23 protein-coding genes and 1 pseudogene are annotated in these 21,175 nt (G+C 54.3%); 11 read left to right on the top strand and 13 right to left on the bottom strand.

Annotation, left to right across the window (positions count from 1 at the left end):
- Positions 1-3: 3 nt before the first annotated feature.
- Together V8L71_RS05615 and V8L71_RS05610 are read right to left on the bottom strand one after the other, a co-directional pair.
- A complete protein-coding gene (locus V8L71_RS05615; protein ID WP_336273465.1) occupies positions 4-954 on the bottom strand; it encodes an FAD binding domain-containing protein in 951 nt (316 codons plus the stop codon).
- Positions 951-1,511: a 2Fe-2S iron-sulfur cluster-binding protein gene (locus tag V8L71_RS05610; RefSeq protein ID WP_008956541.1), complete on the bottom strand. Its 561-nt coding sequence runs from the start codon at positions 1,509-1,511 to the stop codon at positions 951-953. The genes V8L71_RS05615 and V8L71_RS05610 overlap by 4 nt, the downstream gene beginning before the upstream one ends.
- A 207-nt stretch (positions 1,512-1,718) precedes the next feature.
- On the opposite strand from V8L71_RS05610, the gene V8L71_RS05605 reads away from it, so the two are divergent.
- Together V8L71_RS05605 and V8L71_RS05600 are read left to right on the top strand one after the other, a co-directional pair.
- On the top strand, positions 1,719-2,708 hold the full coding sequence (locus V8L71_RS05605; protein WP_336273464.1) for an XdhC family protein: 990 nt from the start codon (positions 1,719-1,721) through the stop codon (positions 2,706-2,708).
- A complete protein-coding gene (locus V8L71_RS05600; protein WP_336273463.1) occupies positions 2,698-3,315 on the top strand; it encodes a nucleotidyltransferase family protein in 618 nt (205 codons plus the stop codon). The genes V8L71_RS05605 and V8L71_RS05600 overlap by 11 nt, the downstream gene beginning before the upstream one ends.
- On the opposite strand, the gene V8L71_RS05595 is transcribed toward V8L71_RS05600, so the two are convergent.
- Positions 3,296-4,411 (bottom strand): metallophosphoesterase, encoded by a 1,116-nt coding sequence (locus tag V8L71_RS05595; protein ID WP_336273462.1) that lies wholly within the window; start codon positions 4,409-4,411, stop codon positions 3,296-3,298. The genes V8L71_RS05600 and V8L71_RS05595 overlap by 20 nt on opposite strands.
- A gap of 66 nt (positions 4,412-4,477) precedes the next feature.
- Positions 4,478-4,858 carry a DUF423 domain-containing protein gene (locus V8L71_RS05590; protein WP_336273461.1) on the bottom strand — a complete coding sequence of 127 codons (381 nt, stop codon included), beginning with the start codon at positions 4,856-4,858 and terminating at the stop codon, positions 4,478-4,480.
- A 136-nt stretch (positions 4,859-4,994) separates the two neighbouring features.
- On the opposite strand from V8L71_RS05590, the gene thiS reads away from it, so the two are divergent.
- From thiS to trmB, 3 genes are read left to right on the top strand one after another with little or no spacing between them, the layout of a single operon-like run.
- Positions 4,995-5,201 carry a sulfur carrier protein ThiS gene (gene thiS / locus V8L71_RS05585; protein WP_035555041.1) on the top strand — a complete coding sequence of 69 codons (207 nt, stop codon included), beginning with the start codon at positions 4,995-4,997 and terminating at the stop codon, positions 5,199-5,201.
- A gap of 10 nt (positions 5,202-5,211) precedes the next feature.
- The gene (locus V8L71_RS05580) at positions 5,212-6,021 is read left to right on the top strand and encodes a thiazole synthase (protein WP_336273460.1); all 810 of its coding nucleotides are present in this window, start codon (positions 5,212-5,214) and stop codon (positions 6,019-6,021) included.
- Positions 6,022-6,036: 15 nt separating this feature from the next.
- The gene (gene trmB / locus V8L71_RS05575) at positions 6,037-6,807 is read left to right on the top strand and encodes a tRNA (guanosine(46)-N7)-methyltransferase TrmB (RefSeq protein ID WP_336273459.1); all 771 of its coding nucleotides are present in this window, start codon (positions 6,037-6,039) and stop codon (positions 6,805-6,807) included.
- Between the two features lie 124 nt (positions 6,808-6,931).
- On the opposite strand, the gene V8L71_RS05570 is transcribed toward trmB, so the two are convergent.
- Positions 6,932-7,858 carry a LysR family transcriptional regulator gene (locus tag V8L71_RS05570; RefSeq protein WP_336273458.1) on the bottom strand — a complete coding sequence of 309 codons (927 nt, stop codon included), beginning with the start codon at positions 7,856-7,858 and terminating at the stop codon, positions 6,932-6,934.
- Positions 7,859-8,080: 222 nt separating this feature from the next.
- On the opposite strand from V8L71_RS05570, the gene V8L71_RS05565 reads away from it, so the two are divergent.
- The 4 genes from V8L71_RS05565 to argE are packed head-to-tail and all read left to right on the top strand — an operon-like array spanning position 8,081 to position 12,327.
- Entirely contained in the window at positions 8,081-9,046 is a 966-nt protein-coding gene (locus tag V8L71_RS05565; protein WP_336273457.1) for a Bug family tripartite tricarboxylate transporter substrate binding protein, read from the top strand.
- A 56-nt stretch (positions 9,047-9,102) separates the two neighbouring features.
- Positions 9,103-9,606: a tripartite tricarboxylate transporter TctB family protein gene (locus V8L71_RS05560; RefSeq protein WP_336273456.1), complete on the top strand. Its 504-nt coding sequence runs from the start codon at positions 9,103-9,105 to the stop codon at positions 9,604-9,606.
- Between the two features lie 25 nt (positions 9,607-9,631).
- Positions 9,632-11,104: a tripartite tricarboxylate transporter permease gene (locus V8L71_RS05555; RefSeq protein WP_228219202.1), complete on the top strand. Its 1,473-nt coding sequence runs from the start codon at positions 9,632-9,634 to the stop codon at positions 11,102-11,104.
- Positions 11,105-11,139: 35 nt separating this feature from the next.
- Positions 11,140-12,327, top strand: coding sequence for an acetylornithine deacetylase (gene argE / locus V8L71_RS05550; protein ID WP_336273455.1), 1,188 nt, complete (start codon positions 11,140-11,142; stop codon positions 12,325-12,327).
- A gap of 22 nt (positions 12,328-12,349) precedes the next feature.
- Here the strand turns inward: argE and V8L71_RS05545 are convergent.
- The 3 genes and pseudogenes from V8L71_RS05545 to V8L71_RS05530 all read right to left on the bottom strand — a co-directional run bounded on the left by V8L71_RS05545 (position 12,350) and on the right by V8L71_RS05530 (position 15,533).
- Positions 12,350-13,341, bottom strand: a pseudogene (locus tag V8L71_RS05545) (2-hydroxyacid dehydrogenase).
- 5 nt (positions 13,342-13,346) lie between these two features.
- Entirely contained in the window at positions 13,347-14,258 is a 912-nt protein-coding gene (gene thpD, locus V8L71_RS05535) for an ectoine hydroxylase (RefSeq protein WP_336273452.1), read from the bottom strand.
- Positions 14,259-14,618: 360 nt separating this feature from the next.
- Positions 14,619-15,533 (bottom strand): AEC family transporter, encoded by a 915-nt coding sequence (locus V8L71_RS05530; RefSeq protein WP_336273451.1) that lies wholly within the window; start codon positions 15,531-15,533, stop codon positions 14,619-14,621.
- Positions 15,534-15,637: 104 nt separating this feature from the next.
- Between V8L71_RS05530 and V8L71_RS05525 the strand changes: the two genes are divergently transcribed.
- Positions 15,638-16,141, top strand: coding sequence for a hypothetical protein (locus tag V8L71_RS05525; protein WP_336273450.1), 504 nt, complete (start codon positions 15,638-15,640; stop codon positions 16,139-16,141).
- Between the two features lie 5 nt (positions 16,142-16,146).
- A complete protein-coding gene (locus V8L71_RS05520; RefSeq protein WP_008956530.1) occupies positions 16,147-16,740 on the top strand; it encodes an SCO family protein in 594 nt (197 codons plus the stop codon).
- A 6-nt stretch (positions 16,741-16,746) separates the two neighbouring features.
- On the opposite strand, the gene V8L71_RS05515 is transcribed toward V8L71_RS05520, so the two are convergent.
- The 5 genes from V8L71_RS05515 to V8L71_RS05495 all read right to left on the bottom strand — a co-directional run bounded on the left by V8L71_RS05515 (position 16,747) and on the right by V8L71_RS05495 (position 21,020).
- Positions 16,747-17,838, bottom strand: coding sequence for a PHB depolymerase family esterase (locus V8L71_RS05515; protein WP_336273449.1), 1,092 nt, complete (start codon positions 17,836-17,838; stop codon positions 16,747-16,749).
- A gap of 3 nt (positions 17,839-17,841) precedes the next feature.
- Positions 17,842-18,522, bottom strand: a complete 681-nt coding sequence (bamJ, locus tag V8L71_RS05510; RefSeq protein WP_176303036.1) for a BamJ family beta-barrel-assembly machinery protein — start codon at positions 18,520-18,522, stop codon at positions 17,842-17,844.
- Positions 18,523-18,662: 140 nt separating this feature from the next.
- Complete coding sequence (locus V8L71_RS05505) at positions 18,663-19,106, bottom strand: universal stress protein (protein ID WP_008956527.1); 444 nt, start codon at positions 19,104-19,106, stop codon at positions 18,663-18,665.
- A gap of 21 nt (positions 19,107-19,127) precedes the next feature.
- Positions 19,128-20,411: a TRAP transporter large permease gene (locus V8L71_RS05500; RefSeq protein WP_101146890.1), complete on the bottom strand. Its 1,284-nt coding sequence runs from the start codon at positions 20,409-20,411 to the stop codon at positions 19,128-19,130.
- Positions 20,412-20,441: 30 nt separating this feature from the next.
- The gene (locus tag V8L71_RS05495) at positions 20,442-21,020 is read right to left on the bottom strand and encodes a TRAP transporter small permease (protein ID WP_336273447.1); all 579 of its coding nucleotides are present in this window, start codon (positions 21,018-21,020) and stop codon (positions 20,442-20,444) included.
- Positions 21,021-21,175: the final 155 nt, after the last annotated feature.

Below are 21,175 nucleotides of genomic sequence, written 5' to 3'. Positions count from 1 at the left end.
GTGTCACTCCTGAGCCAGCAGCGCGGCGAGCGTTCGTTCTGCTAGGATAATCTTGTAGGCGTTCTCTTGCGTTGGGCGGGCGCCGTCCAGTAAGCGGGCCATGACAGCGGATGCGCCCTGCGGTAACGCCGCGTCGGCGTCATCACGGCGCCAGGGCTTGGGTGCCACACCGCCCAGGGCAACGCGCCCCGTTCCATCGGGGGCTTGAATCAGCGCAACGGACACCAGCGCAAAGGCGTAAGAGGCCCGGTCGCGCACTTTATAGTAGGCGTGGCGGCCTTTGACAGGGGGCGGCAGCAGCACGGCTGTGATCATTTCGCCTGCTTGCAACGCGTTCTCTATCTCCGGGGTATCGCCGGGCAGTTGATAAAACTCATCCAGTGTCAGGCGGCGCGTTTCACCGGTTGATGTCACGGTTTCTACTTCGGCATCCAGCACGCGCAGGGCAACGGCCATATCAGAGGGGTGCGTGGCAATACACGCATCGGACGTGCCGATAATGCCCAGCTGACGCGTGGTGGCGCCTTCGCTCAACGCTGCGCAGCCCGCCCCAGGCGAGCGCTTGTTGCAGGGCATGCCAGTGTCATAAAAGTAGCCACAGCGCGTGCGCTGGAGCAGGTTGCCGCCGGTGGTCGCCTTGTTACGCAGCTGGCCGGAGGCACCCGACACCAACGCTCGGCTCAATACCGCGTAGTCCTTACGAATCCGGGTATCCGCCGAGAGCGCGGCGTTGCTAACCAGTGCACCAATACGCAGGCCGCCATCCTCCGTCGGGGTAATATCGTCAAGACCCGTGCCCCCTACGTCGATCAGGTGATTGGGAATTTCGATCTCATGCTTCATCAAATCCAGCAGGTTAGTGCCGCCCGCAATAAACTTGGCGCCCGGCACTTCCGCCGCACGGGCTGCCGCCTGGGCCGGGTCGCTGACGCGTTCATAGGAAAAGGCTTTCATGAGCGCGCCTCCGCAACCTGGTTGATGGCCTTGAGAATGTTGGCGTAGGCGCCGCAGCGGCAAAGATTGCCTGACATCCGCTCGCGAATTTCCGCATCGCTGATCTCAATAGGCGCATTCAAATCTTTGGTAACATGGCTTGGCAGCCCCGCTTGAATCTCTTCAAGCACCGCCTTGGCCGAGCAGATTTGCCCCGGCGTGCAGTAGCCGCACTGAAAAGCGTCATGATCGACAAAGGCTTGCTGCATGGGATCAAGATGGTCGACCTCAGCCGCCCCTTCGATGGTCGAAATATCATCATCTTCATGCATGACCGCAAGGGACAAGCAGGCGTTGATGCGTTCGCCGTTCACCGACACCGTGCAGGCGCCACACTGGCCGTGGTCACAGCCTTTCTTGGTGCCCGTAAGCTTTAGATGTTCACGCAGGGCATCCAGCAGCGTTGTGCGGTTATCCAGAGTTAACGTATGCCGTTCGCCATTGACGGTTAGTGAAAAGGTGCTGCTATCGGGGTTCACGGTCTTGGGGTGTCTTTCGACGTTATTAGAGGGGTTCATTGCTATATGCCTTCCTTGCGCGTTGCTTTCGCTTATTTAGTGCCATAAGGCCTTTAGCATAGCCACTATTACGCCAGGTAGCCCAACTCTGTGTCCAAACGTTGTAAAACAAAACCTCTATCTGCGTCAGGTGCGCTACGCTATGACACGTCTATCCACGCAAGACAGGCAATGGATGCCGCTTGCTCACTATTGGAAACGTTTGAAATGCAACACTTGGACTTGCAGGTTATAGATCAAGCGCTGACCTGGTCCCAGGAGGGTGAAACGGTCTGGCTGTGCACCGTGCTCGCCACGTTTGGCTCATCTCCCCGCGCGCCCGGCGCTTGGATGGCGGTGACCAGGGATGGCAGACACCTGGGGTCGCTCTCCGGCGGCTGTGTGGAGGATGACTTCATCAAGCGCCTGGCCAAGGGGCAGTTTGAAACGCCGGCAGTCGTTATTCGCTACGGCGATGCAGACGACGCTCAGGGCGGGCATATCGCGCTGCCCTGTGGCGGCATTCTTGAGGTGCTGGTGGAGCGCCTGCCTGCCACGCCGGATATAAGGGAGCACCTTGGCACGCTGAAGGCGGCGTTGGAAGGCCACCGCCAGTTGATGCGACATGTCGATATTCACGCTGGCACCCGCCACTTTACCAACGACGCCACATTGGGGCCGCGGGTGGTCTGGCCCAGTGAAGATGGCGCGCCGCACCGGTTAAAAATGCGACTCGCCCCCGCACGGCGGTTGATCATTGCCGGCATTTCGCCCGTCTCCAGCGCCTGCGCTTCGTTTGCCGCCACATTAGGGTTTGAGGTGATTGTCTGCGACCCCGACGAAGCCGCCTGCCAGGCGTTTGATGTTCCAGGGGTAACAGTCATAGCGCAACTGCCTTCCCAGTACATTGCCGCCAACGGCTGCCACGGCGCCACGGCCATTGTGGCGCTCACCCATGATCCACGTATAGATGACCTGGCGATGATGGAAGCGGTGCGCACACCTGCGTTTTATATCGGCGTGATGGGCTCAAAGCGCACCTCTACTGCGCGCGCCGAGCGGCTGATTCGCTCAGGAGGGCTGACCGAAGAGCAAGTCGAGCGATTGCACATGCCGATTGGTCTAGCGCTAGGCAGCATGACCCCGGCGGAAATAGCCCTCGCGATCATGGCGGATATCGTCCGGGTCCAATACGGAAAAGCTACCAATGAGCTCTAGCAATGTCGTCGCCCTGGTGATGGCGGCTGGCTACTCGCGCCGATTTGGTGAGGATGACAAGCGCTGCGCGACCTTAACCGACGGACGCTCGCTGCTGGCAGCCTCTGTCGCGAATGCCGAGCAAGCCTTTCCTATACTGCGCGTGGCGATCCGCGAGGAGGATGATCTGGGCCTGCTAGGCCTTGCAGAAAACACGCCTCTGGTGCGACTTCATCAGGCACATCTTGGGTTAGGGGCAAGCATCGCCGAGGCGGTGGCCGAGCTTAGCCACGACGCCCGCCTGAAGAGCGTCGAAGCAGTCGCGATTTTATTGGGCGATATGCCCTGGATTCAGCAGGAGACGCTGCTGTCGTTACAGCGTATAGCCACTCGCGACACCATCGTGCGGCCCTGCCATGAAGGCAAGCCGGGGCATCCGGTTATATTTGGGCGTACGCTTTGGCCCGCGCTTGAAGCGCTAAGCGGCCATACGGGGGCCCAAGAGATTATTCGCCACAACGCCGCGCACTACCGTGAGTATCACGTGCAGGATGCGGGTACGATGATGGATATCGACTTGCCCGCTCACTTAGCGTCATCAAAACACGCTACCCCTGGCGGAGCGTAATGCGGGTTAGCTCTGAGGGCTTGCCGAGGCGTAAAGCAAACCCTGGCCACAAGCCTGTACCGTTATTGACGTAAAGCGTCATGTCTTGAACATTATAAAAGCCTGAAACGAAACCATTGTTAGCGCTGGCAACCAGTTGCTCGAAGCCTAGTATCATCCCACCATGAGTATGTCCGGAGAGCTGCAGATCTACACCGGCTGCAGCCGCAGCCACCGCATTGCGGGGCTGATGATCCAGCATAATAATCGGCGAGTCGCTCGGTGCCCCTGCTATCGCCTCCTCGACATTCGGCGCAGCAAAAGCATGCCTGGCGGCCGTAAAATCCGTCACTCCCGCAAGGACTAAGTTCGCCCCCTCGTTGTCGATCACAACATGTTGATTTGCCAATACCTGCATGCCGAGCGACTGGTAATACGCCATCCACTGCGGGTAACCAAAATAGTACTCATGATTACCCGGAATGGTATAGACGCCGTCGGGCGCTGCAAGCGCTTGTAAAGGCGCCACATCTGCGCGACGCACATCAAGGTCGCCATCGATCAGGTCGCCGGTGATGACGATTAGGTTTGGCTCAAGCGCATTGGCCTGCGACACCACCGCTTCAACCCACGGGGCTTCAAACAGTCGGCTAATATGCAGATCGGTTAACTGCACAATTTCGTAGCCTTCAAACTGAGAGGGCAACCCTTGAATGGTAACCTCGATATCCTTCACCAGCGGCACCCGCGCCGCTTGGCTAACGGCGAAAGCAGCCACGCCTAACGCCAACGCGCCCATGCTGTAACGCAATGAAGAAGGAATGGCGACACGCCTTCTTTTTACCGCCATCAGCATCAGCGCTATCGCATCAACCACTAGCTGAAACACTGCTAGAAACAGCATCGTGCCGAAAACCCAATTGACGATCAGTACGATGGCTCTTGGCACCTCGGGAGAGAACATGGAGCCAAACGCCATCAAGGTAAGCCAATGATGCTGAGCTACCAGTAACAGCGCAACGCTGAGGAGGCCTTTAAACCAGAGCGGCCATTTGAGTGGCACTAAATAGCGAAGAATAACAATCAGGCAGGGTATGGCGACGACAAAATGAAACATAGAGATGCTCATAAAAAGGAAGAAGCGCGGCGCATAGCCACGCGAATATTTGGCCTACAAAGGTACTTACTGCTTGGCCATCAGTGCGACGACCGCAAGCGCCAGCCACCCGGCCATTAATAAAACGCCGCCAATAGGCGTCACAATGCCGAGGCTTAGCCCAGCCAAGGCCATTAAGTAGAGCGAGCCTGAAAAACACACAACCCCCACCGACCATAGCGCCAGCACCCAACGCTGCCCCGCCAGCGGATGCACTCGGCGCCACACCAGTACGATCATAATGGCTAGGGTGTGCCACGCCTGGTAACGCACACCGGTTTCGACGGCACTCACCATGACCTCGGTCGTGCGAGCAGCCAAGCCGTGTGCCGCATAGGCGCCCAGCATTACCATCATGGCGCCTGACAGCGCCGCTATACACCACCACACTTTATCTGTTTGTTGCACACTGCTCTCCTGCTTCAATTTCATCTCTCACTTTCGCTTTGTCCATCGCGCTGATTATACCCACGGCGTACCTTGCGCGGCGCTAAACCGCTACAATAGAGAACGAACTGCCATGACGAATGAGACGCGCCCTATTATGTCTATACAGATACGTCTAAACGGTGAACCGCATACACTGTCCACCGGCCTAACCGCCGCCGATCTAGTAGAACAACTGGGTCTTAGTGGCCGTCGTATTGCCGTGGAAATTAACGAAGAGATTGTCCCCCGCAGCCAACACGCCGACACCCACTTGGCCGATGGCGACCACGTGGAAGTGGTTCACGCGATTGGCGGTGGCTAGAGGAAACACTATGACGCAATTAACGCATGAACCGCTCACTGATACGCCGCTAACCATTGCCGGGCGCGATTTTCATTCGCGCCTGCTGGTGGGCACCGGCAAATACAAAGACTTTACCGAAACCGGCGCCGCCATTGCCCAGAGCGGCGCAGAGATTGTGACCTTTGCCGTGCGCCGTACCAACTTAGGCCAGGACGCCGAGGCGCCCAATCTGCTAGATGTTATCTCGCCCGAGCGCTACACCCTGCTGCCCAATACCGCTGGTTGCTACAACGCGAAAGATGCCGTGCGCACCTGCCGTTTGGCCCGCGAGCTGCTTGATGGCCACAACCTGGTCAAACTGGAAGTGCTCGGCGATGACCACACGCTCTACCCCAACGTGGTAGAGACCCTGAAAGCCGCTGAAACGCTGCTTGCCGACGGTTTCGACGTGATGGTTTACACCAGCGATGACCCTATTGTGGCACGCGAACTCGAAGCCATGGGCTGCTGCGCCATCATGCCACTGGGCTCGCTGATTGGCTCTGGCCACGGCATTCAAAACCCGCACAACGTGCGCTTGATTGTTGAGCAGAGCAACGTTCCGGTGCTGGTGGATGCGGGCATTGGCACGGCGTCGGATGCCGCCATGGCGATGGAGCTCGGCTGTGACGGCGTACTGTTGAACAGTGCCATTGCCCACGCTCGCGACCCGCTGCGCATGGCCAACGCCATGAAACTGGCCGTAGAAGCTGGTCGCGATGCATTTTTAGCCGGCCGCATGCCGCGTCGTCAATCCGCCGATCCTTCTTCACCTTTTGCTGGCCGTATTAACGGTTAATTGATTCGAGACCTCATGACTGAACCCAACGATACCGTACCAGAAAGTCACACCGCGCCCGAAAGCAACGCCACCACAGGCCCGGAAGGTACGGATGCACCGCTGCACCGCCGCGGCATTAAAAGCTACGTGATCCGCGCGGGTCGTATGACCCAGGCCCAGAACCGTGGCTTAGAAGATATCTGGCCGCGTTTTGGCCTGACCATCGCCGACGGCCGCCAAGACCTGGACGTCCTGTTTGGCCGTCAGGCACCGCGGGTAGTAGAAATCGGCTTTGGCATGGGCAACTCGCTGATAGAACAGGCTGAGACTCACCCAGACACCGACTTTATCGGCATTGAAGTGCACGCCCCAGGCGTTGGCAAATTGCTCGATGAAGTCGATAAACGTGGCCTCACCAACCTGCGCGTTTACCGCGAAGATGCCCTGGCCGTGCTAGAGCAGTGCCTGCCGGAAGGCTCGCTAACCACGCTGCAGCTGTTCTTCCCTGACCCCTGGCCGAAGAAAAAGCATCACAAGCGGCGTATCGTGCAGCCAGCCTTTGTTGAGCTGATTCGCACTCGTCTGATGCCCGGCGGCACCTTCCATCTAGCTACGGACTGGGAAGCCTACGCGGAGTGGATGGCGGAAGTGATGGAGGCGGCCCCCGGTTATGCCAACACCGCAAGCGCAGAGACCGCCCCTTACGTGCCCCGCCCGGCCTTCCGCCCGCTCACCAAGTTTGAAGCCCGCGGCGAAAAACTCGGCCACGGCGTGTGGGATTTGATTTATCTGCGGGAAGGGTAAAACGCTCGGCTCATTAGGTTATTGCTGCGAAAGACGCTACGGTCAGAACCAACCCTGCGTGAGCGTCTTTCGCATTAGCTAAAAATAGCGGCATATCGGCCTACTATTTAACATATTCTTTTTATTATTTATTTATATTAAGCGACGTTAAGATACCCATTTGATGCAAACTACCGATTTCAGCATATATTTCTTCGCAGAAAGATTCAGCTACATTACTTAACGGCTTGTGTTTAGATTTCAGCAAGGCAATTTCCCAGTCAATCGTTGGCTCCATTGGCTTCGATATTACCGCAGTTCCCTGAAGCAACAGTTCTGCAATAGGGTCAATCACCGCAATACCAAGCCCACGATCGACAAGGGCACACACCCCACGCATATGACGCATTTCAGCAGCGATATGTCTTTTTATATCAATAGTCTGCATGATGTAATCCACCCTGGCACGCAATGGACTATCGGCCATCAGCTCCACAAACGTTTGGTTTTGCAAACTGGTAATGGCAACAACATCTTCCTTAGCGAGGGGGTGTGAACGGTGCATAATGCAACGCGCTGAGCAGCGCGCTAGGCTAGTCACCGTTGCCCCATAAGTATCTGCTTCGAGCGTTATCCCCAGCGCTACATCACAGGTGCCGTTGTCGATCATTTTTAGTAACTCTTGTAACCCTGCATCAATTACTCGGACGCCTACGTTGGGGTGATTTGTTTTAAATCGTTTGATCACATCAAGTAAAAAGGTATCGCAAAAAATTGGCTGGGCAGCCACCACGACACTACCAAGCTGGTTATTAGAAATTGCATCCGCGTCTTTTTGGGTATCCCGGATACTGACCATCAGCCTTAGCACAGAGGCGTGATACAAAAACGCTTCAGGCGTCGGCGACAACTGATTCCGGGATCGCTTAAATAGCGCAAAGCCCAGCTCATCTTCTAGTCCCGTTAGTAAACGACTTACCATTGACTGGCTAATTCCCAACGTCTCGGCGGCCGCCTTAGTCGTACCGTGCTTCATAAACGCATCAAAAGCTTCAATCTCTTTAATTTTCATACTTTTAAACCCTATGAGGGGCAATTATCTAAGCAGGTTTTAGCTACAAATAGTCTTTATAAAGAAAAGATTGCAACTTCGCCCCACCACTAGAACAAAAACGAATACTAAATAGAATTGTTGCAACAATTTTCATACTTGTCTATGTTAAAAGCGCTGGATTCAAACGGCTGTTAATAACTAATTCCAGAACAGCTATGCAAAAACATTGCGGAGATAAGTATGAAACTCACCTTAAGCTTAGCGGCAGCATCGATTCTCGCTGCCTCCACCGCCTATGCCCAGAGCTACCCCTCCGAACCCGTCACGTTGGTTGTGCCTTATGGCCCAGGCGGCGCCTCCGACCTAGCCGGTCGGGCCCTTGCGGAGTCTGCTCGTGAGTACTTAGGACAACCTGTCACGGTCGTCAATCAAGCCGGTGCGGGTGGAATGACAGGCGCTCGCGATGTGACACAGGCAGATCCCGATGGATACACCCTGCTTTTAGCCCGCGTAGGCATGGCACTGTCACCAGCGGTAAACGAAAACAGCAGCGTTGATTGGGACGAATACACCTTCATCAGTCCGCTTGAAGCCACTCCAATGATTCTTGCCGTGGCAGAAGACTCACCTTATGAAAGCGTTGAGGATTTGCTGGAAGGCATCGAAAACGACCCTGGCGCAATGAGCTATGCAGCCTCTGGTGCCACCGCCATTGATGGTTTTACGGTGCAGTCGTTACTTGCTGACGCAGAAATGGATCCACTGACAGCGGCGACACTGATTCCCTATCGTGGGGGCGGTGAACTTGCGACCGCTTTACTGGGTGGACATGTTGATTTTCTCGCCATCGCAGCAGCATCACTGATGCCCCATATTGAGAGCGGTGACATGCGTCCTTTAATGGTGTTCTCGCCAGAGCGTATGGAAACACTGCCGGAAGTGCCCACCGCTGAAGAGCTCGGCTATGAGCTAGCTGGGCAAGTGATTGGCTGGAGCGCTCTGTATGGTCCGCCGGACCTACCTGAAGAGGTCATGAACACCTGGGGCGAGGTAATGGAGCAGGTTGCTGAGGATGAAATGTGGCTCAGCCGTGCCGATGATCGCGGCTCAATTTCCACTATCGGTAGCGTCGATATGGAGACCTACGCACAGGAACAGTATGAGTTTTATCGCACCTTGGCGGAGCAGTTTGGCTATCTAGAGTGAGCCAGCGCTAGGCACGCTGACGTCACGGTAAACATCATTTCATCAATGGAGGGGTCATGGGTATAACACGCGGTTTAGTTATTACAGCGCTGTTCGGTGTCGTTCTGTTTTTACTGATTCCAGCCTATGTGCCCCGCCCACGCTTTATTCCTGGGTTTGCACCACCGCCGGATATGTGGCCAAGAACGGTCTCCATGCTAGGCATGGCCCTGGGCATACTGCTCGTAGGGTTGTCTTTTTCACGTAAAACCGAAGCAATCGCCGACCCTGAAGATGCCAGCGCCATCCGAGGTGACACGCCAATTGGCACGCTACTCACTCGCTTCGGTTGGACGATACTTGTCTTTGCGCTCTTTATCGGCTCAGTGATGCTGCTAGGTTTTTTGCTATCAAGCATTCTACTGTTAATAACGATGCTGATACTGACGGGTTATTGGCGCCACAAAGTGGTGGCGGCCATCGTTGCCGTCGCACTCCCACTGGTTCTCTACCTGTTTTTCTCCAGCGCACTCAATACGCGTTTCCCTGTCGGCAGCCTCTTCAAGGCTATCGGTATTTAACCTACCGCGTATAGGACTGACCACTATGCTCAACGATCTGCTGGTAGCCTTCCAGGCGGTTGCCACCATTGAGAATTTTTTAATCATGGCCGCCGGTATTTGGGGTGGCGTAATTATCGGCGCTATTCCCGGTATGACCGGTACCATGGCGGTTACGCTGGCACTGCCCTTTACTTTTTATATGCAGCCGATTCCGAGTATTTTACTACTTGTCGCGCTTTATAAGGGCTCAACCTACGGCGGCTCGGTATCCGCGATATTAATCAAGACGCCAGGTACTGCTTCAGCTGCCTGCACCACCCTTGACGGCTACCCATTGGCCCAGCAAGGCAAGGCGGGCAAAGCCCTCAACATGGCGCTCTATTCGTCATGTACCGGGGATTTTATTTCCAATCTCTCGCTGATTTTTATTGCCGCGCCACTGGCGCTACTCGCGCTGCGTATTGGGCCACCCGAATATTTCATGCTGATGATTTTCGCGCTCACCACCGTCGCTGGAGTGTCAGGGCGTTCACTGTTGCTTGGGCTTGTGTCGGCATGTTTAGGGCTACTGCTCGCCACAGTGGGTGAAGATATGTACGGCTCGTTCCGCTTTGACCTTACCGTGGATATGCAGAGCGGTCTTGCCGTTGCACCCGTGCTCATCGGACTGTTTGCAATTCCTGAACTGCTTAAAATTATCGTCTTTCGACACAACCAAAGCCATAAGCCCATGCAGCTGGGCGATAACCGCGTTACGCGAGATGAGCTACGCCGATCCTTAAAGGCAATGCTCAAAGGCAGCATGATTGGTGTCGTGATGGGGGCCATTCCCGGCATTGGGCCTTCGGCAGCAGCGTTCTCCTCCTATGGTGAAGCACAGCGCAGCTCAAAAAATCGCGAGAACTTTGGTAAGGGCGAACTGGAAGGGATCGCGGCATCAGAGTCCGCCAATAATGGCTGCTGTGGTTCGACCATGATTCCGCTGTTAGCGCTGGGCGTGCCGGGTGATGTGATTACGGGCGTAATGCTGGGCGCCTTTATGATTCACGGGATGACCCCAGGCCCCATGCTCTTCGAGAACAACCTTCATGAGGTTTACATGCTGTTTATTGGCATGCTGTTCTCATCTGTTTTGCTGTTTGGTGCTGGCAAAGCAACGATGCGCTTTTTCTCGCATATCTCGCGGATTCCTCCCGGCTTAATGGCACCGATCGTACTCGCTCTGTGCGTATTCGGTATTTTTTCGATCTCCAACAGCATGTATGACGTCATCGTGCTGCTGGCGATGGGCGTATTTGGCTTTTTCATGTTCCTTTTCGCCATTCCTGCCGCACCCTTTTTAATCGCCTTCATTCTTGGCCCAATGCTGGAAGAGAACCTGCGTCGTGCACTTGCGCTCTCTCGTGGAGATCCAAGCATTCTGGTGTCGTCACCTATCACCTGGCTATTCGCTTCGCTGGCGATATTCGTGGTCGTAGTGACGATTCGTCAGCAGCTTAAGAAAGCCAAGGTCTGAGCCAAAGATTCCCTTATTGCCAAGGATTTAACCCTATGCAAGCTAGTGCTAAGCCTAACGCTCACCCGCAGTTGGAAGCCGCGATATCACATCTCGCTAACCTGATTGCTTACAACACAACAAGCGCATACCCCAACCTCGAACTTATTCATCACATGGAGAGTTTCTTCGCCAGTCTTGGCGCGGAGGTAATAGTATTGCCGGACGAGAGCGGAGAAAAAGCTAATTTGGTTGCCCGCCTGGGGCCCGCCGACGTACCCGGCATCGTACTCTCTGGCCATACCGATGTGGTGCCCGCCAACCCAAAAAGCTGGCAAAGCGACCCTTTCAAAATGGAGCAGCGTGGCAGCCGCTTGTTTGGACGTGGTACCTGCGATATGAAAGGCTTTGCAGCCTGCGTAATGGCCGCGGCACCGGCTTTCGCCAACGGTGAACTGCAGCGGCCATACTATTTCTGCTTCTCTCACGATGAGGAAGTAGGCTGTCTAGGGGCGCCAGCCATCGCCCGTTACTTAGCAGCACTCAAGGTGCCACCTGCTCTGGCGATTATCGGCGAACCCAGCGAAATGAAGCTAATCAACGGCCAGAAAGGCAAGATCGCCATGCGGGTGACGGTACGCGGAGAAGGGGGCCACTCCTCGTTTTCCCCCCAGCATGTCAACGCAGTGGAGTATGCCTCGCGCATCATCACCATTATCGCCGAACGATCACGACGATATGAGCAAGATGGACCTTTTGACCACGATTTTACCGTTCCCCACGCCACAACACTGACCACCATAATAGAAGGCGGTGTGGCGACCAACGTTACTCCTGACACCTGTAGTTTCATCTTTGAGCTACGCAGCATTGATCAGGAAGCGGCCGCCACTGATATTCAAGCGCTGATCAGTGATGTTGAGGCTGCCCTACTACCCGAAATGAAGCGCCAATCCGCTGACTCCGCGATTGAGTGGCAAGAACTATTTGCCTACCCCGCCATGGGCGATGCCACCGATAGCGAGATGTTCAAGAAGCTTGAACCGATTCTTCCCGAGCGCGGTGGCAAGGTCTCTTATGGTTCAGAAGGCGGCGTGTTCGAGATCAATGGTGGCATCCCCTCGGTGATCGTTGGGCCCGGCTCTATTCGCCAAGCCCATAAGCCCGATGAGTTTATTGAAATTGATCAGCTCAGCCAGTGCCTAGCCTTCTTCGATGAGTTAAACACTTGGATGAAACGCTAACTACCAAATTAGTGGAGGTGGGTCACTTGGCACACAGCCGGTGCAGAGTGCCCTCTCCACTTTCAAACGCATCGATATTTGCCAGCGTGGTCTCGGCGATATTGGTCAGTGCCTCGGTCGTGAAGAACGCCTGATGGCCGGTGATTAGCACATTATGAAATGTCGTTAGCCGCATAAACTGATCATCGTTAATCACACCGTCGGAGAGGTCCTCGAAGAACAGCTGCTCTTCCTCTTCGTAGACATCCAACCCTAAGCGGCCGATTTTGCCGCTTTTTAAACCAGCGATTACCGCTTGGGTATCGACCACTCTTCCTCGCCCGGTGTTGATGATCATCACGCCGCCTTTCATTTGATTGATGGCTTCGGCATCAATCAAATGGTTGGTTTCAGGCGTTAACGGGCAGTGCAGCCAAATAATGTCGGCGCTGGCATATAGCGTGGCTAGCGTTACATATTCTAAAAACGGCTTTGCCTGTGGATTGGGGAAAGGATCACTAGCCACTACCTGACAGCCAAAGCCATGCATGGTGTCGGCAAAGATCAAGTCAATTTGCCCGGTGCCAATCACGCCTACGGTTTTGCCATACAGATCAAAACCCAGCAGGCCGTCCAACGCAAAGTTACCTTCACGCACTCGATTATAAGCGCGATAGGTCATGCGATTTAGGCTCAGCAACAAAGCGACTGCGTGCTCTGCAACGGCATGAGGCGAATAGGCAGGTACCCGCACAACCGTCATACCCAATCGATCGGCAGCCGCTAGATCGACATGATTAAAACCCGCTGAGCGAAGCGCCACTAAGCGTGTGCCGCCACCATACAGTTGCTCTAATACGTTGGCATCAAGGCAGTCATTCACGAAGGCGCAACTGCGTCAAGGCTGTTGGCCAAAGGGGCCGTATCCACCGTTAGGCGCGCCTCTAAAAAGCTCAACGCATGGCGCTCCCCCTTGTTGGCGCGAGTAATAAAAGTGCGATCATAGGGTTTAGCGCTGAATACGGCGATGCGCATTGGCGTTACTCTTTAAGCGGTTCAATCGGCTCCCAATCTGAACGATTGGCCAGAAACTCCGGCCGGGGCCGATTACCGCAGTAAGGGTCGTGAAGGGTGTTTTCAACACTGTTATAAACAAAGAACAGATTACTTCTCGGCCAACAGGACATATTCGTGTTGGAGCCGTGCATGGTATTGCTTTCGAAAATCACCAGGGATCCGGCGGGCCCCTTGGGCGCTTCAATATCGTTCTCCAACATTAATTCGCGCAGACTGCTGGCTGGCGGCACTCCCACCTCTTGGCTTTTGAGTGACTCTTTGTAGTTATTCTCCGGCGTTCGCCCTACACAGGGAACAAAGTAGCGGTGCGAACCAGGAATCAACATCAGTGGCCCATTAAACTCACCGTTATCGGTGAGCACGATGGAACAGCTCAGCGCGCGCATGCGCGGCATGCCATCTTCGCTATGCCATGTCTCAAAGTCTGAGTGCCAATCAAACCCTTTGCCTTTGAACCCAGGCTTATAATTGATTCGTGACTGATGGATATAGACATCGCTGCCCAGCAATTGCTTGACGATAGCCAACAGCTTGGGGTCCTGGGTCAGGCGTTGGAAACGCTTGGACACTTCATGAATACCGAACACGGTGCGTATCTCTTCACGCCCTGGTTCAAGAATCGTGCCTTCTGAAAGCTTAAGATCGGCATCATCTTCGTACTCACGCAGCTCTTTAAGAAACACCTGCATATCATCGGCGTCAAAAAAACCTTCAAAGGAGAGAAATCCCTTTTTCTCATACTCCTCAATTTGCGACCTATTCAGCGGCCCATCAGCAAGCTGGGATTCATCGCCATATACCACGGGATCGATGCGTTCAAACATTCCCAATTTTCGCTCCAAGCGAGTAGGGAAAAGATCTTGGGTATCGTTCATGGTCAACTCCTCCATTAGCATGCGTTTAACAAGCGCTTTTAAGCATTACGTATAAAACGTAGACGCCAAAACGCACCTCAGCAATGCCCTTTGGAGGTCGCCGAAAAGACAACATCAGTAATGAGGATATTAGCAGGGTGTAGAAAAAAGAAAGCCGCTCCATGGGAGCGGCAAAAAAGACCGTGACTAGCAATGAGAGGGAGAAACCATGACAGTAAACTGGCGCCAATTGTTGGCTAGTAGCTGTCTTGGCTGCCAGCGTCTCATTAAACGCTGACAATCACACTGTAATAGTTCTCATTTACTTCGTCAATACAAATACGAATATTTTTTATTTACAGCTTTGAGACTGCGTAGCCATCAGCTTACCAATCGTAGCCAGAACGGTAGCGTCGCCATGGCCAGTAGGGTTTGTCCGGTGATAATGGCCGCCATCAGTTCAGCATCGCCGCCCAGTTGGCGGGCTAAAATATAGGCAGATGTAGCGGTGGGCAGCGCTGCAAACAGGAGCGCCACATCACGACTGACCGGGTCCAGTTGCAGCACCCAGGTTAATATCAAGACAAACGCGGGCATCAGCAACAGCTTAACGCTATTGGTAGCCAGCACGCCGCGGTCAATACGCAGCAACGCCGCCGGGCGCAGCGCTACCCCCACCGCTACCAGCCCCAGCGGCAACGCCGCACGACCCAATAGCTCGACCGTGTCTTGGCTCCAACCAGGTAAACCGACACCGGAAAGGTTCAGGCCAATACCAATAAGGCAAGCAAGGATTAGCGGATTTTTAATCAGCGCCATTGCGCTTTTACCCACGCTAGCGCCGCCCAGAGTGCCAGCGGCCACAAAGCTTGCCACGCACATCACGTTAACCACCGGTACCATTAGTGCCACCGCGACGGCTGCAGTGGTCGCTCCTAAGCTGCCGTGTAGCGCAGCGGCACCAGCAACGCCCACATAAGTATTAAAGCGTACCGCTCCTTGAAACACCGAGGTAAACGCAGCGGGTGTAAGCCGTAACCAGCCTCGTAAACGCCAAAGCAGTATGCCAAACAACGCCATTGCGCCCAGCAATACCAGTGCTAGGCGGCCTACCGGCACTTGGCTCACATCGGCCGTTGCCAACGTTCCCACCAGCATGGCGGGGAACAGTACAAAATAGATCAGCCGCTCCATCTGCGGCCAGAAAGTATCGCTAGGCCAACGCCAATAGCCGAGCATGGCGCCCAGTAAAATCAATAAAAACAGGGGGCCTAAAGCGCCAGTGATACTCTCCATTTGCGTCCCTTTTGCCTGCGACATCCCAGCACAGCGATATCGGCTCGATTACTGTTACCATGGCGAAACACCCGCCTCACGGCTTGCGTAGCGATTATTCTGCCATGAAGATGATATCAAAACTTGCACACCCGGCAGGCTTTCCTGCTTTAAGGGTACTGATACTGGTCACTGGTTTAGCGCTGGCTGCCTGTGCTTGGTATGCCTTTGCGCATTGGTTGCACCGCGATAGCGATGTGACCTGGTTTCCGCCTGCGGCAAGCTGCAACTTGCATACAGCGCCTTGTTCCGCCACGTTGGGCGATAAAGGCCGCATCACCCTCCATGTTCAAGCGAGTGGGCAGATTGATGCATTAGAGGTATTACCACTGGAAGTTGAGGTTGACGGCGTTACGGCCACTCAGGTTGACGTTGATTTTGTTGGCCGTGATATGGACTTAGGGCTGCACCGTTTTGCCCTCAGTGCAGGTGCGCCCGGCCATTTTCAAGGACAAGGCCAAGTGGGGATTTGCACCCAAACCGTTATGCCCTGGCGAGCGCGTGTCATACTGGACACTGCAGAAGGTAAAGTGGGTAGTTGGTTCGATTTTGACGTTATTCGGAGTTAACGCACATGGCACGTAAACCGTTATGGCTGGGCGCTGGTGTCGCCGCTGTATTAATTGTGGTTAGTGGCATCGGTCTCTATCACTACGCTTTCGCCCCCAAAGATGGCGAACCTGTAGGTGGCCCTGTGGAAATGCCTTCGACCCAGGGTGATTTTTCGCTGACCCAGCTGGATGACGACCAGCTAGCCATTTTGTCGTTTGGTTACACGTTCTGCCCCGACATATGCCCGATGACCCAGTCGGTCAAACGCCAAGCCTTGGCTCAACTCTCTGAGGAACAGCGCGAGCGGGTGGTGCCGGTGATGATTACCGTTGACCCCGAACGCGACACCATAGAGCGCATGCAGGAGTACATGGGCTTTTTCGGCGAGGAGTTCATTGGTGCGGTAGGTAGTCAGGAGCAGCTTGAAGATGTTGCGTCGCGCTATGGCGTGATATGGCGAAAAGTCGAAGCGCCGGATTCGGCAATGGCATACACCATCGATCACAGCGCCTCGCTATTTTTAGTCAATCGCGAAGGCGAGATATTGCAGCGAGTGCTCTATTCGCCAACTCCCCATGGGTTAGTCTCGGCATTAGAGAGCGAACTGGGCAGTTAGTCGACTTTACTCTGGCGAGGCGTTTTCGGGAGCAGTTTGCAAGCGATCCAACATCGCCATCAGCGCACCAATCTGGGTGCCACTACGGGTATCGTGCTGAGGGCTTAACTGCCAAGTGCTTTCGGCAAATCCCCACCAGTCCCAGCAGCCTTGCGGATTCGCCATACTGCTTTCCGCCTGGGGATAAAGCACAATTTGCTGATGCGCTGACGCCCAGGCGTTTAACCCAGTGTAACGCACAAACGTTTCACCAATCGCCTCTGCGTTCATTTGGCAGCCGTGCAGCGCCAACGTTACCGGGCAGTTACCCGCTTCACAGCCTTCCGGTATAAACACATAGCCTGTGTCGGCTAGTCCTTTTACCGCAAATTCCGACTGATCAAACGCGGCTAACTCGCCACCCAGTTTGTCGTTCGCCTCAGAGGCTTCACGTTCGGGATAAAGCCAGTTCAACATATCACCAGCGATATCTTCATCGCAGGCTAATACATAACTACCGCCCCCTTGGCGACAATCGCCCCACTCTTGGGGGCCGGGCGATACATCATCAGGTAAGCGTACCGGCCAGCCATGCCCGGCATTTTCGCTACGCGCAACGCGCAGTTGACTTGGCGAGGCAAGCCATTGCGTCCACTGCTCGGCAAGGAGATCGCCCAGCAGCGGTTCAACGACGTCATCTTCTTCGCCGTGCCAAAAGTAGGCCCGCAGCTGGCTAAGGCGCTCTGTGCTTCCGACCTGTTCAAGCGCTATATAGCGATCATAGCGGCTCGCCAACTCGTCTAATGATGGCGCGCCGCGGCGCGTCATCATGCACTGGTTAAGCGCCAAACTCAGCGAGCCTTGTGCACAACTCCAAGGCCCCGCTGCCAGTACGCCCAGGCCGCTAAACCGTTCTGGCCAAGCGACCGCTAGCTGGGTTGCCATATAGCCGCCTGACGATACCCCCACCACGCTTGCCTGCTCGCTAACGGCACCCAGGGCGGGTAATGCCTCGGGCTCAACCTCCGGCTCGGCCTGTGCCAACAACGGGATACCAAGGCTCAGGCAGACCAGAGCGTATGCAAGTGGGCGAAGCATGGAAGGGGCGGCTGAAGTCATTGCTTATTCGACGCCTAACAATTCAACGCGGAAGGTCAGCACTTCATTGGGTCCAATCGGCCCTTGACCATTTTCGCCGTAAGCAATATCAGCGGGAATATATAGCATCCAGCTATCGCCAACGCTCATCATCTGCAGCGCTTCCTGCCAACCTTCGATCACTTGGTTGGTTTGGAAACTGACTGATTCACCGCGCTCAAAGGAGCTATCGAATACAGTGCCGTCTAACAGCATGCCTTCGTAGTTCACTTCAACAGTGTCTTCAGGGCCAGGTGTTGCGCCATCGCCCGACTCAAGCACTTCATACTGAAGGCCAGAATCCGTCACGGTCACTTCTTCACGTTCAGCGTTTTCGGCCAGGAAAGCTTCGCCTTCTTCGAGATTAGTTTGCGCTATCTCTTCAGCTTCGGCTTCACGTGCTTGCATTGATTGCTCTTGGAAGGCCATCAATGCTTCGGTCATCTCTTCTTCACTAAGCGCTAAGTCATTACCTTCAAACACGTCACTCATGCCGTCATGAAACGCATCTAAGTCGAGGTCTTCGATATCGGCCTGCATGCTTTCACCCAAGGTGACACCCAGGCTGTAAGCCAAACGCTGTTCATCGGTTTCGGGCGCTGCCGCTGCAAAAGGGGCGACCAAAAGCAAACCTGTCAGAGCCGTTGTAGAGAGCAGTAGTTTCATGAAAGATCCTTTTATCTTTTATATAGCGGCGCCGAACGCCTATCTGTGTCACTTAAAGATTAACACCCACCGCCCCAAGCTGCATCTTTGGGGCGGTGGGTGTTAATAAGACCATAAAGCAAGCAAGAGGTTTAACGAATTTAGACGACCAACGTAGGACAGTGAGCGGCGCCAGCAACCCGCTGAGACACACTGCCCAGCAGCGGATTCTTTTCGCCGTTGGTGCCCTGGGCGCCAATCACGATCAGATCGCACTCTCGCTTACGGGCGAAACGCACGATAATACGCGAGGGGCGCCCACCTTTTACAAAGGCACGCACGCGGGAGTCATCAGCGCCCAGCTCAATAGCATGCGCCTTCGCATGTACGGCAATCTCGGTGGCGTACTCTTTTAACGCATCGTCAGGAATATCCAACTGATTGGGCCGCACCATGGAAAGCGAGGCTTCCAGCAGGCTGTGGTGTTTAAACACGCACAGCAGATAAAGCTCGGCGCCCGTTAGCATCTGTAAGCCTACCGCCTTCTCCAGCGCCCTTAAGGCGCCTTTTGAGCCATCCACCGGGACTAATATGCGATTAAACATTCGCGTACTCCTTGTGGCTGTTTAGCGGAAGGCAACATCGCGCAGGAACAGCGCAATTTGCGGGAACATGATCAATAAGGCGGCCGCTAAAATCAGCATGAAAATAAACGGCGGTGTGCCTTTTATGACATCCCAGTAAGGGCGTTTGAAAATCGCAATCGCAGTAAAGATATCGCACCCAAAGGGCGGTGTTGCCGACCCTATCGCCACCTGCAGCGTAATCAAAATACCCACCAGCACAGGGTCGAGTCCGGTGGCTTCAATCGCCGGTGTAAAGATCGGCGTTAGCACCAGGATGACGACGATGGGGTCAACGAACATACAGGCGACGAAAAAGGCGATACAAATGGCAATCAACACGCCCGTGGGGCCTGCTTCATTGATCCCCACTGCCTCCAGAATCATTTGCGGGATCTGGGCAAAAGAGATAATCCACGAGAAGCCATTACCCACTGCCACCAAAATAAACACCACAGCGGTGATTAAACCGGTGGATTTGGCAATGGCGTAAATGTCGTTCATTTTGAGCGAGCGGAAGACTACAAACTCAAGCAAGATGGCATACAGCACACAGGCGGCGGCGGCTTCGGTCGGGCTAAAGATACCGCCATAGATACCACCAACAATAATCACCGGAAAGCCGAGCGGCCATAACGCTTGTTGTACTGCTTTTGCGCGCTCTTTCCAGCTCGATTTTGGTTCTGTGGGTACATCCTTAACAATGGCGTAGATAATGCAGTAAGCCGAGAACATACATAGGATCATCAAGCCTGGACCAATCCCGGCGATAAATAGCTCACCGATAGAAGTACCCGAGATAACCCCGTAGATAATCATGCCGATACTAGGCGGAATCAGAAAAGCAATATCGCTGGCATTAATGATCAGCGCCAGCGTAAACGAGTCTGAGTAGCCCGCTTTAAGCATTTTCGGGCGCAATGGTGAACCAACGGCCACCACGGTCGCTTGCGTTGACCCGGACACGGCACCAAACAGTGTGCAAGAGGCCGCCGTACTCACCGCTAAGCCACCTTTAATATGGCCGATAAACGACATCACCATATCAATTAAGCGATTAGCGGACTGCCCGCGAGTCATAATATCGGCAGCAAGAATAAACATTGGCACAGCAATGAGTGAGGCTGGGCGTATACCCGCCATCATCTGCTGGATCAGTGTATCCATCTGGCCGAAGCCGTTAAACATCATGAAGAAGCCAATTATCGCAGCGGTAATCAGCGGAATCATCATTGGAAAGCCCAGCAGCAGCAGGGCAATCATGGTAGTAACCATTATTGTCGTCATAGCTGTTCCCCTAGGGTGCAGTGTCCCGCGTTAGACTTCAGTTTCCGTGTCTTTATAACCATCCACCACGCCCGTCGAGAGATACACATCGTGGGAGGTAACGTTTTTAACAGCGGTCAATAAATATTGAATCCCGGTGACCAAAAAGCCCAGCGGTACCCATAGGTAAATGATCCATACCGGTAAACCCAGGGAGGGAAGCACGCGCCCTTTGCTATACAGGTCAACAATATAAATAATTGAATAATAAAGAAGGAAAAACATTACCATCGATGTGAATAGTGCAATACCAATCATCAGCACTTTGCGGCCACCCACCGGCAATGCATCATAAATAGCCGACATACGAATATGACGGCCATGTCGGGCGGCATAGCCAATCCCGGCAAAGGTGATCATGATGATCAAAATTCGGTTTAATTCACCAGAAAACATAATGCTGTTGCCAAACACGAAACGGGCAACCACGTTGGTGACCGTATTCAGCGCCATTAGCAAAACGCCCATCGCCAGGATCACGGCTTCCATTTTGCTAATTGCAGTGTCGATCACACCTAAAATCCCCGGCAAACCGGAGCGATAACTCTTTTCCATCTCTTCATCGGTCATGGCCGGACTCCTTTCTAACGGCTTTAACGGCATCAGTTCAGTGCCGTTAGCACAATTAACACAGCGTTATTCCAGACCTACCTATTGCAAACCTGCCCGCGTTATTCAGCAAAGAATCGCTACTAGCGTAACGGTATGCCGCCGCTAGTGATTCA

The organism is Vreelandella indica (assembly GCF_037070225.1).
GTDB lineage: Bacteria > Pseudomonadota > Gammaproteobacteria > Pseudomonadales > Halomonadaceae > Vreelandella > Vreelandella arctica.
Note: the sequence above shows the minus strand (reverse complement) of the source record. Positions and strands in the feature narration are given on the sequence as shown.

Bases quoted from the DNA above. Each gene is read 5' to 3' on its own strand.
- V8L71_RS05615 (WP_336273465.1), bottom strand. From the start codon at position 954: ATGAAAGCCTTTTCCTATGAACGCGTCAGCGACCCGGCCCAGGCGGCA.
- V8L71_RS05610 (WP_008956541.1), bottom strand. From the start codon at position 1,511: ATGAACCCCTCTAATAACGTCGAAAGACACCCCAAGACCGTGAACCCC.
- V8L71_RS05605 (WP_336273464.1), top strand. From the start codon at position 1,719: ATGCAACACTTGGACTTGCAGGTTATAGATCAAGCGCTGACCTGGTCC.
- V8L71_RS05600 (WP_336273463.1), top strand. From the start codon at position 2,698: ATGAGCTCTAGCAATGTCGTCGCCCTGGTGATGGCGGCTGGCTACTCG.
- V8L71_RS05595 (WP_336273462.1), bottom strand. From the start codon at position 4,411: ATGTTTCATTTTGTCGTCGCCATACCCTGCCTGATTGTTATTCTTCGC.
- thiS (WP_035555041.1), top strand. From the start codon at position 4,995: ATGTCTATACAGATACGTCTAAACGGTGAACCGCATACACTGTCCACC.
- V8L71_RS05580 (WP_336273460.1), top strand. From the start codon at position 5,212: ATGACGCAATTAACGCATGAACCGCTCACTGATACGCCGCTAACCATT.
- trmB (WP_336273459.1), top strand. From the start codon at position 6,037: ATGACTGAACCCAACGATACCGTACCAGAAAGTCACACCGCGCCCGAA.
- V8L71_RS05570 (WP_336273458.1), bottom strand. From the start codon at position 7,858: ATGAAAATTAAAGAGATTGAAGCTTTTGATGCGTTTATGAAGCACGGT.
- V8L71_RS05565 (WP_336273457.1), top strand. From the start codon at position 8,081: ATGAAACTCACCTTAAGCTTAGCGGCAGCATCGATTCTCGCTGCCTCC.
- V8L71_RS05560 (WP_336273456.1), top strand. From the start codon at position 9,103: ATGGGTATAACACGCGGTTTAGTTATTACAGCGCTGTTCGGTGTCGTT.
- V8L71_RS05555 (WP_228219202.1), top strand. From the start codon at position 9,632: ATGCTCAACGATCTGCTGGTAGCCTTCCAGGCGGTTGCCACCATTGAG.
- argE (WP_336273455.1), top strand. From the start codon at position 11,140: ATGCAAGCTAGTGCTAAGCCTAACGCTCACCCGCAGTTGGAAGCCGCG.
- thpD (WP_336273452.1), bottom strand. From the start codon at position 14,258: ATGAACGATACCCAAGATCTTTTCCCTACTCGCTTGGAGCGAAAATTG.
- V8L71_RS05530 (WP_336273451.1), bottom strand. From the start codon at position 15,533: ATGGAGAGTATCACTGGCGCTTTAGGCCCCCTGTTTTTATTGATTTTA.
- V8L71_RS05525 (WP_336273450.1), top strand. From the start codon at position 15,638: ATGAAGATGATATCAAAACTTGCACACCCGGCAGGCTTTCCTGCTTTA.
- V8L71_RS05520 (WP_008956530.1), top strand. From the start codon at position 16,147: ATGGCACGTAAACCGTTATGGCTGGGCGCTGGTGTCGCCGCTGTATTA.
- V8L71_RS05515 (WP_336273449.1), bottom strand. From the start codon at position 17,838: ATGACTTCAGCCGCCCCTTCCATGCTTCGCCCACTTGCATACGCTCTG.
- bamJ (WP_176303036.1), bottom strand. From the start codon at position 18,522: ATGAAACTACTGCTCTCTACAACGGCTCTGACAGGTTTGCTTTTGGTC.
- V8L71_RS05505 (WP_008956527.1), bottom strand. From the start codon at position 19,106: ATGTTTAATCGCATATTAGTCCCGGTGGATGGCTCAAAAGGCGCCTTA.
- V8L71_RS05500 (WP_101146890.1), bottom strand. From the start codon at position 20,411: ATGACGACAATAATGGTTACTACCATGATTGCCCTGCTGCTGCTGGGC.
- V8L71_RS05495 (WP_336273447.1), bottom strand. From the start codon at position 21,020: ATGACCGATGAAGAGATGGAAAAGAGTTATCGCTCCGGTTTGCCGGGG.